Here is an 8,793-nt window from a genome sequence, read left to right as displayed (position 1 = left end):
GTTCCGGCTCCGTTCCGGCTTCCGGTGTCATGGATCAACCGTAGAGATGGACAGGCAAACTTGCAAGGTGACCTGATGGTCTCGGCGCCGGTCCCGTCCCGGTCAGGCCGTCGGCGGCTCCGGCAGGCGGCGGGCCAGGGCCCAGGCCAGGAGCGGCAGCACGGCCAGCGGCAGCAGCGCGGTGCGCAGCGAGGCCGCGTCGGCGGCGGCGCCGATCAGCGGGCTCGCGAGTCCGCCGACGCTCACGGTCAGGCCCAGGGTGACCCCGCTCGCGGTGCCCATCCGGGTCGGCAGGTAGTCCTGGCCCAGGGTGACCTGGAGGGAGAAGGGCACGTACAGCGCGGCGGCGGCCAGCGCGGCGCACCCGTACGCCAGGGGCAGGGGGAGGAACAGGATCCCGGCGACGGCGGGTGCGGCGGCCGCGTACGCCCGCCGGACGGTGGTGACCCGGCCCCAGCGTGCCGCGAGCCGCCCGCCCAGCAGGGTGCCCCCGGCGCTGCCCGCGAACAGGGCCGACAGCGCGACGGCCCCGGCCGTGTCGCCCCCGCCGCGCTCGCGCACGTAGAGGGCGATGAAGGTGCTCAGCCCGATGAACACCACGGACCGTACGACCACCACGAGCGACAGCCGCGCGAACGCCCGCCGGTCCTCGGCGCCCGCACTCCTCGACCGCGTGCCGTCCGAGCCCTTCTCGGAGGCCCCCCGCCCGCCCGGCGCCCGTCCCAGGAGCACGCCCGCCACCGCCGGCAGCGCCAGCAGCGCCCACCCGGCCGGTCCGGACACCGACAGCGCCGCCGCGACGAGCAGCGGCGCGCACGCGAAGCCGATGTTGCCGCCCAGCGCGAACCACCCCATGGCGGCGTGCCCGTCGCCGAGCCGCGTACGCACCAGCCGGGCGGCCGCCGGATGGTAGGCGGCGACCCCGAGTCCGGAGAGCGCGACGGCGGCCAGCGTGGCCGCGTACCCGGCGTCGGCCCCCACCAGCGCGATCCCGAGCCCGGCGGCGGCCGCGGCCAGCGGGATCAGCCAGGGCATCTCCCGGCGGTCGGTGAGCGCCCCGAACAGAGGCTGGACCACCGAGGAGAGCAGCGAGGCGGCGAGCACGACGCCGGACGCGGCCGCGTACCCGTAGGCCCGCTCGGAGACGAGGAAGGGGACGAGCGCGGCGACCGCGCCCTGGTAGACGTCCACGCAGGCGTGACCCGCGGCGAAGGCCGCCGTGCGGCGGGCCATCGGGGCGCGGTGTTCAGCCCCGGGTTCAGCGCCGAGTCCCACCCCGGCTTCAGCCCCGCGTCCACCCCCGGCTTCAACCCCGGGCGGAGGAACGGAAGAAGAACGTTCGCTGTTCACTGGATCGATTGAATTCACCGATCGAGGATCGCCCGGGCCGCAGTCGTCCCGCTTCCGATAAATTGCCGGGCGATGCAGAAAAACCGCCAGGCCGGTACCGGCCACCCCCAGGTCCGGCACGCCCGGCGCGCCCCGACCAACGTCAACCACCTCGACACCCACACCGGGATCGACGCCCACCGCCACGACGACCACCAGATCGCCTACGCGGCCTCCGGCGTCCTGTCGATCACCACCGATTCCGGCACCTGGGTCGCGCCCCCCACCCGGGCCCTGTGGATCCCGGCCGGGACCGTGCACGAGCACCGCGCGTACGGGCGCACCGACCTGCACTGCGTCGGCCTGCCCACCCGCCACAACCCGCTGGACCTGGACGCCCCCGCCGTGATCGCCGTCGGCCCCCTGCTGCGCGAGCTGATCCTCGCCTACACCCGGGAGCCCCGGGAGCGCGGCCCGGCCCGGCGCCGCATGCTGGGCGTCCTCCTCGACCAGCTGCGCGTTTCCCCGCTCCAGCCGCTGCACCTGCCCGCGCCCGGCGACCCGCGCCTGGCCGCCGTCTGCGCCCTGCTGTACGCCGACCCGGCCGATCCGCGCGGGCTGGCGGCGCTCGCCGCGGACGCCGGGGCGGGGGCGGGGGAGCGGACGCTGAGCCGGCTGTTCCGCGCAGAGCTGGGCATGACCTTCCCGCAGTGGCGCACCCAGCTGCGGCTGCACCAGGCGCTGCGGCTGCTGGCCGTCGGCACCCCCGTGACGGCCGTGGCCCACCGCTGCGGATGGTCCTCGGCGAGCGCCTTCATCGACGTCTTCCGCCGCGCGTTCGGGCACACGCCGGGCGCGCACCCCTCCTGAGGCGGTGGCGGAAACCGGTCGTTCGCCCCGCGAAACCCCGCAGAACCCCGTACGCCTCCGCACGCCTCCGCACGTCCCCGGACGGCTCGGAAGATCATCGAGATCGTCTGAAACGATCTTCGCCGGGCTTTCTAACCGACATACTGGCCGGTGTGAAGACCGAACACGACACCGTTCTGATCGAGACCGAGGGCCGCTCCGGGGTGATCACCCTCAACCGCCCCGAGGCCCTCAACGCCCTCACCCGCCCCATGGTGGTGAGAATCGCGGAGGCGCTGACGGCCTGGGAGGACGATCCCGCGGTCGATCACGTCCTCATCCGCGGAGCGGGCGAGCGCGGCCTGTGCGCGGGCGGGGACATCCGGGCCATCCACGCCGACGCGAAGGCCGGAACCACCGGTTCCCTCGGCTTCTGGCGGGACGAGTACCGGCTCAACGCCCGCATCGCCCGCTACCCGAAGCCCTACGTGGCCCTCATGGACGGGATCGTGATGGGCGGCGGCGTCGGGGTCTCGGCGCACGGCAGCGTCCGCATCGTCACCGAACGCTCCCGCGTCGCCATGCCCGAGACCGGCATCGGCTTCGTCCCCGACGTGGGCGGGACCCACCTGCTGTCCCGGGCCCCCGGTGAACTCGGCACGCACCTCGCCCTGACCGGCGCGGCGGTCGGCGCCGCCGACGCCCTGCTGTGCGGGCTCGCCGACCACTACGTGCCCTCGGACTTCCTGGAGGAGCTGACGCTGGACCTCGCCGAGGGCCAGGACGGCGCCCCCGCGGACAAGGTCGTGGCCCGCTACGCCATCCCCGTCGGCCCCGAGGGCGAACTCGCCGCCGAACGGGAGTGGATCGACCGCTGCTACGCCGCCGACACCGTCGAGGAGATCCACTCCCGGTTGCTCGGCACCGGCCTCCCGGCGGCCCGCGAGGCCTCCAAGGCCCTGCACGCCAAGTCCCCCACGGCCCTCAAGGTGACGCTGGCCGCGCTGCGCCGCGCCCGGGAACTGGACTCGCTGGAGCGGGTGCTGGAGCAGGAGTACCGGGTCTCCAGCGCCGCCCTGTCCACGCCCGACCTGGTGGAGGGCATCCGCGCCCAGGTGATCGACAAGGACCGATGTCCGCGCTGGTCCCCGGCCGCCCTGGTCCAGGTGCGGGCGGCGGCGGTGGAGCGGTTCTTCGCACCGCTCGGCGAGGGCCGCGAGCTGACGTTCCCCGAGGCCTGACGTTCCCCGGGGCCTGACGTTCTTCCCGGGCCCCGAGGCTGATTTCCCGCGGGCCGACGGCCGGGCGCGGGCCGACGCCCGGGCGCGGTCCGGGGGTCAGTCGCGGACGATGCGGGTGGCCAGGCCGTCGAGGACCCGCTGGAGTCCGTAGTCGAAGTTCTCCTCGCGCATCCGCGCCGGATCCCGGTCGTGCCAGGTGACCGCGTGGTCCTTCGTCAGCGGGTGCCGTTCGAGCGCCTCGTCGGCGTTCGGCATCAGCGACCGCAGCCACTCGGCCTCGCTCATCCCGCTGCGGGACAGGAGGGAGAGGTAGGAGGCCTCGCTGGTCGTGGCGCCGATGACGTAGGAGATGACCGCCTTCATCGCGAGGTCCGCCTCGCCGGGCGGGAAGCCCGCCGTCTGTGCGAGGCGCAGCATCCGTTCCGACATCCGCATCAGGTTCGGGCCCAGGTGGGCCAGTCCGACCTGGCCGAGGACCGACGCCACCCACGGGTGGCGCAGGACCATGTCGCGCAGGCTGTGCCCGCTGTGGGACAGCGAGGCGCGCCAGCCGTCCGGACCGCCGGCCTCGGGGAGTTCGAGCTCGCCGTAGACCTCGTCCACGACGAGCTCGATCAGCTCGTCCTTGTTGGCCACGTGCCGGTAGAGCGAGGTGGCGGCGGTGCCCATCCCGGTGCCGAGCTTGCGCATGCTGAGCGCCTCGATGCCCTCGGCGTCGAGCAGCCGGACCGCGGCCGCGACGATCTGCTCCCGGCTGAGCGCGGGCTGTTCCTTCTGGCGGCGCGGCCGGGTCCAGACGGACGGGACGGAGGCCGGGGCGGGATTCTGCTGCTCTGAAGAGGACATACCCCCACCCTAGCCCCTTGCGGACACTGTACGCAGCGTGCGTACAGTGCGATTCGGGAGCGTGTCCCGCGCGGACCCGCACCCTTCCGCGGGCCGCCGCGGTGCTCCGCGACACGGGACGGGCCGGTCGGGGCTTGAACAACGGGCCGTCGAGGCCGCACTGTTGCCCGAGCCCCGTTCACCGGACCTGGAGACCGCCTTGTCGTCGCAGACCCCGCCCCGGCACGTCATAGACCCCGCCGGCGGCTGCCCGCACGCGCTCAACGCCCGGCTCCGCGCCCAGGGCTCCGTGGCGGAGGTCGTCCTCCCGGGCGGGGTGCCCGGCGCCGTCGTCCTCGGACACGAAGCGCTCAAGGAGTTCCTCGCCCACCCCGACGTCGCCAAGGACGCCCGCCACTTCCCCGCCCTGCACGACGGCTCCATCCCCGCCGACTGGCCCCTGCGGGTCTTCGCCAACGCCCAGGGCATGCACACGGCCGACGACGCCGACCACCGGCGCCTGCGCTCCCTCGTCGGCAACGCCTTCACGGCCCGTCAGGTGGAGCGGCTGCGCCCGCGCGTCGCCGAGCTGACCGACGCCCTCCTCGACGACCTCGCCGGGGCGGCCGCCGCATCCGCCGACGGGGTCGCCGACCTGCGCACGCACGTCGCGCTGCCGCTGCCGATGAGCGTCATCTGCGAACTGCTGGGCGTGGACCCCGAGCACCGCGGCCGCCTGCACGACCTCTCCCACACCGTCATCATCGCCACCGACACCACCCCCGCCGAGGTGATGGCCGCCGTACGCGAACTCGTCGAACTGATCGCCGCCATCGCGGCCGCCCGCCGCGCCGCGCCCGGCGAGGACCTCACCAGCGCCCTGATCGCCGCGCGCGACGAGGACGGCGACCGGCTCAGCGAGGCCGAACTCATCGGCACCATGCGGCTGATGCTCGTCGCGGGCCACGAGACCACCCTCAACCTGATCACCAACGCCGTCCGCGCCCTGTGCACCCACCGCGACCAGCTCGCCCTCGTCATGGACGGCAAGGCGAGCTGGTCGGACGTGGTCGACGAAACCCTGCGCTGGGACGGACCGGTCAGCTGGTTCCCGTTCCGCTACCCCACCCGCGACCTCACCCTCGACGGCACCGTGATCCCACAGGGCACCCCCGTCCTCGCCGGCTACACGGCCGCCGGCCGCGACGAGGCCTTCCACGGCCCGGACGCCGACCGCTTCGACCTCACCCGGCCCACCGCCGCCCGCAGCCTCTCCTTCGGGCACGGAGCGCACTACTGCGTCGGCGCCCCGCTCGCCCGGCTGGAGGCCACCATCGCCCTGGAGCGGCTCTTCACCCGCTTCCCCGGCCTCGACCTCGCCGCGGCGGAGGGCGAACTCCCGTACCAGCGCAGCTTCATCGGCAACAGCGTCGAGGTGCTGCCGGTCCGCCTGGGCTGACGGCCTTCCTCCTGCTACGAGGGGTTCGCGGGCGCGGAGAGTTCGGTGCTGAGCCAGCCCAGGGCCTCGGGGTACATGCCCGTCCAGGTCTGGAAGTTGTGCCCGCCGGACGGGCGGACGAGGGTCTTCACCCGTACCCCGGTGCCCTGCGCCGCCTTCGCGAAGGCGGCCAGCTGCCGGGGCGGGCTGTCCTTGTCCTGGGCGGAGGTGGCCAGGAACAGCCCGACGTCCGCCGCCTTCGCGTGCCGGACCAGCCACATCGGGCTGTTGCGCTCGCGCAGTGCGGGATCCGGCAGCACCTCCGCGTCCCCGGTCAGCGGGTCCGGGTCCAGGGCCGCGCCCGCCCGGAACACCTTCGGGTACTGCAACGGCAGCTTCGCCGCGCAGAAGGCCCCGGTGGAGACGCCCATCAGCCCCCACCCCTTCGGCTCGGGCAGCGTACGGAAGTTCTTCGCGACCAGGTCGGGCACGTCCTGGGTGAGCCAGGTGGCGATCTTGCGCTGCGGGGTGTCGCTGCAGTCGGTGTTCACCCCGCCCGGATAGATCTCCGGCATCACCAGGATGAAGGGGTGGGCGGTGCCGAGTTGTACGAGCTGCTCCAGGCCCCCCGGCATGGACCCCAGGTCGATCCAGGAACGCGGGGAACCCGGGTACCCGTGCAGCAGCATCAGTACCGGGAGACGGGTCCCGGCCGCGGCCGGGTCGTCGTAGCCCGGGGGAGTCCACACGATCACCTGGCCGGCGAGCTTGGAGTGGCTGCCGCGGAAGTACGTGCCGAGGGTGCCGTCGCTGCCCCGGGTGAACTTGGCGCGGCCGAGCGGCGGCCCGGTCATCGCGGAGGCGTTCTCGCCGGTCCCCCTGCCGAGCAGGTCGTCCCAGGAGGCGTAGAGCCCGTAACTGCCGTTGATCCAGGTGGCCACCACGCAGATCGCCGTCAGCTGGCACAGGGCGATCATCAGCACCCGGGCCGCCCACCGCACCGGGCCGGGCCCCGGGACGCGGTTCCAGAGCAGCAGCGCGAGGAGCATGACGAGCGCGGTGACGGCGATCAGAGTGACGAGGAACGAGGTGCTGGTCAGCTCCACGGCGTCGGCTCCTGACGCGGAACGGCGGGCGGACGGTGCCCCTGACGGGCCCTCAATGTACGGCCCGCCCGGGGCGGTGGAGGCGGGGGCGCGACGTGTCGCCGGGGGCGGCCGCGGGCGGGGGCCGGGCGGGAGCGCCGCACCGGCGGCGACGCGGTCCCGCGACGCTCACCCGTCCGGGTGACCGCCCGGCGGGCCGGTGCCGGGGGCCCGGGGCAGGGTCTGCCGAGCGTCGGTGACCGGGGGTGCGCGGCGGCCCGGGGCGGCCGGTGCGGTCGGGGCTCAGGACGAGCGGACGTTCACCGTGATCGTGTGCCAGCCGGTCGCGCCGTCCGGGATGGTGCCCGTGCGGGTGCCCGGCTGGACCTGGCCCGTGCCGTCCGTGGCGCGGACCTCCAGGGTGTGGGGTCCGGGCGTCGCGTCCCAGGGCCACACCCACTGGCGCCAGGTGTCGACCCCGTCGGCGGCCGCCAGCGAGGCCGCCCGCCACGGGCCGCCGTCGGCCCGTACCTCCACCCGGGCGATGCCCCGGTGCTGCGCCCACGCCACCCCCGCCACCGCCACCCGCCCCGGCGCCGCGTCGGCGAACGGGCGCGGGGTGTCGATCCGCGACTGCGTCTTGACGGCTGCCTGCTGGGCCCACGACCGCCGTACCCAGTACGCGTCGTAGGCGGCGAACGTGGTCAGCCGCAGCTCGCGCAGCCACTTGCAGGCGGACACGTACCCGTACAGGCCCGGTACGACCATCCGGACCGGGAAGCCGTGCGCGAAGGGGAGCGGTGCGCCGTTCATGCCGACGGCCAGCAGCGCGTCCCGGCCGTCCATCACCGTCTCGACGGGCGTGCCGATCGTCATCCCGTCCACCGAACCGGCCACCAGCTGGTCCGCCGGGCCGCCCTCCGACGGCGGCCGCACCCCGGCTTCGCGCAGCAGGTCGGCCAGGCGTACGCCGAGCCAGCGGGCGTTGCCCGCGTACGGGCCGCCGACCTCGTTGGAGACGCAGGTGAGGGTGATGTCGTGCTCGACCAGCGGCCGGGCGAGCAGGTCGCGCAGGCCGAGGGTCAGGGGGCGGGTGACCCCGTCCCCGTGGAGGGTCAGCCGCCAGGTGTCGGCGTCGACGCGGGGGACGACCAGGGCGGTGTCCACGCGGTAGAAGTCCCCGGTGGGGGTGAGGAAGGGGGAGAGGCCGGGGATCCGCAGGTCCGCCCCGGCGGGCACCGGCGGCGCGGGGACGGCCGGCGGCGGCAGGACGAGGTCGGCCCGGGAGACCGTCGCCCGCGCCGAGCCGTGCGCGCCGAGGCGCCGCCCGGCCAGTCCGGCCGCCGCGGAGGCCGCGACGGTGGCCGCCACCAGCCGTCCGAAGCCGCGCCGGTCCATCGGCCAGGTCCCGCCGGGCCGGCCGGGCGTGGGGCGGGGCCGTCGCAGGGCGGTGACCAGCAGGTACAGCGTCCCCGCCGCGACGGCGCCGCCGGCCAGCGAAGGCAGGGCGTCCTTCCAGGTGGCCTCCGGGCGGGAGAGGGCGGCCACCGCTCCGATCACGCCGACCGCCGCGGCGAGCGCGAGGCCCGCGCGGAGGCGGCGTACGGCGAGGATTCCCGTCCCGGCGGCGAGGAGCGCCAGTACGACGGTGATCCCGAGGGTCAGCACGAGCTTGTCGGAGGTGCCGAAGGCGCGGATCGCCCATTCCTTGACGGCGGCCGGCGTACGGTCGACCACCGCCCCGCCGACCGCGGTGAGCGGGGCCGCCTCGGGCCGCACGGCCACCGCCGCGAGCTCCGCCACCGCGAGCCCGGCGAACGCGGAGACCAGCCCGCTGACCGCACCGCCCGCGGCCGGCGCCCAGCGCCCACCGGACCGCTCCTTCTGCGCCGAGCCCATCGCCACTCACCTCCACTCGCCGCCCCACCCCTGCCGGGACGGCGCTCCGAGCCCGGCCGGTCCGGACCGGCCGGGTCCTACCGGGTGGCCGGCAGGGGCAGGAGGACCAGCGGGCTGGTGGTCGGGG

General features: G+C 75.1%; 7 protein-coding genes. 3 read left to right on the top strand and 4 right to left on the bottom strand.

Features of this window, described 5'->3' with window-relative positions:
- Nucleotides 1-102 precede the first annotated feature (102 nt).
- Entirely contained in the window at nt 103-1,233 is a 1,131-nt protein-coding gene (locus tag ACFV0Q_RS33700) for an MFS transporter (RefSeq protein ID WP_385010639.1), read from the bottom strand.
- Between the two features lie 189 nt (nt 1,234-1,422).
- Here ACFV0Q_RS33700 and ACFV0Q_RS33695 point away from each other — a divergent pair, with 189 nt between their 5' ends.
- Together ACFV0Q_RS33695 and ACFV0Q_RS33690 are read left to right on the top strand one after the other, a co-directional pair.
- Entirely contained in the window at nt 1,423-2,199 is a 777-nt protein-coding gene (locus ACFV0Q_RS33695) for an AraC family transcriptional regulator (protein ID WP_385010637.1), read from the top strand.
- A gap of 152 nt (nt 2,200-2,351) precedes the next feature.
- Nucleotides 2,352-3,419, top strand: coding sequence for an enoyl-CoA hydratase/isomerase family protein (locus tag ACFV0Q_RS33690; protein ID WP_385010635.1), 1,068 nt, complete (start codon nt 2,352-2,354; stop codon nt 3,417-3,419).
- 96 nt (nt 3,420-3,515) lie between these two features.
- Here the strand turns inward: ACFV0Q_RS33690 and ACFV0Q_RS33685 are convergent, their stop codons facing one another.
- The gene (locus ACFV0Q_RS33685) at nt 3,516-4,265 is read right to left on the bottom strand and encodes a TetR/AcrR family transcriptional regulator (protein ID WP_385010633.1); all 750 of its coding nucleotides are present in this window, start codon (nt 4,263-4,265) and stop codon (nt 3,516-3,518) included.
- A 199-nt stretch (nt 4,266-4,464) separates the two neighbouring features.
- Here ACFV0Q_RS33685 and ACFV0Q_RS33680 point away from each other — a divergent pair, with 199 nt between their 5' ends.
- Nucleotides 4,465-5,703, top strand: a complete 1,239-nt coding sequence (locus tag ACFV0Q_RS33680) for a cytochrome P450 (protein WP_385010631.1) — start codon at nt 4,465-4,467, stop codon at nt 5,701-5,703.
- Between the two features lie 14 nt (nt 5,704-5,717).
- Here the strand turns inward: ACFV0Q_RS33680 and ACFV0Q_RS33675 are convergent, their stop codons facing one another.
- Nucleotides 5,718-6,788, bottom strand: a complete 1,071-nt coding sequence (locus ACFV0Q_RS33675; RefSeq protein ID WP_385010629.1) for an alpha/beta hydrolase — start codon at nt 6,786-6,788, stop codon at nt 5,718-5,720.
- A 282-nt stretch (nt 6,789-7,070) separates the two neighbouring features.
- Nucleotides 7,071-8,666, bottom strand: a complete 1,596-nt coding sequence (locus tag ACFV0Q_RS33670) for a molybdopterin-dependent oxidoreductase (RefSeq protein WP_385010627.1) — start codon at nt 8,664-8,666, stop codon at nt 7,071-7,073.
- Nucleotides 8,667-8,793 lie beyond the last annotated feature (127 nt).

The organism is Streptomyces sp. NPDC059564, assembly GCF_042735575.1.
Classification (GTDB): Bacteria; Actinomycetota; Actinomycetes; order Streptomycetales; family Streptomycetaceae; genus Streptomyces.
The sequence above is the reverse complement of the archived record's forward strand: the minus strand, read 5'-3'. Positions and strand labels throughout refer to the sequence as shown.

Bases quoted from the DNA above. Each gene is read 5' to 3' on its own strand.
- ACFV0Q_RS33700 (WP_385010639.1), bottom strand. From the start codon at position 1,233: ATGGCCCGCCGCACGGCGGCCTTCGCCGCGGGTCACGCCTGCGTGGAC.
- ACFV0Q_RS33695 (WP_385010637.1), top strand. From the start codon at position 1,423: ATGCAGAAAAACCGCCAGGCCGGTACCGGCCACCCCCAGGTCCGGCAC.
- ACFV0Q_RS33685 (WP_385010633.1), bottom strand. From the start codon at position 4,265: ATGTCCTCTTCAGAGCAGCAGAATCCCGCCCCGGCCTCCGTCCCGTCC.
- ACFV0Q_RS33670 (WP_385010627.1), bottom strand. From the start codon at position 8,666: ATGGGCTCGGCGCAGAAGGAGCGGTCCGGTGGGCGCTGGGCGCCGGCC.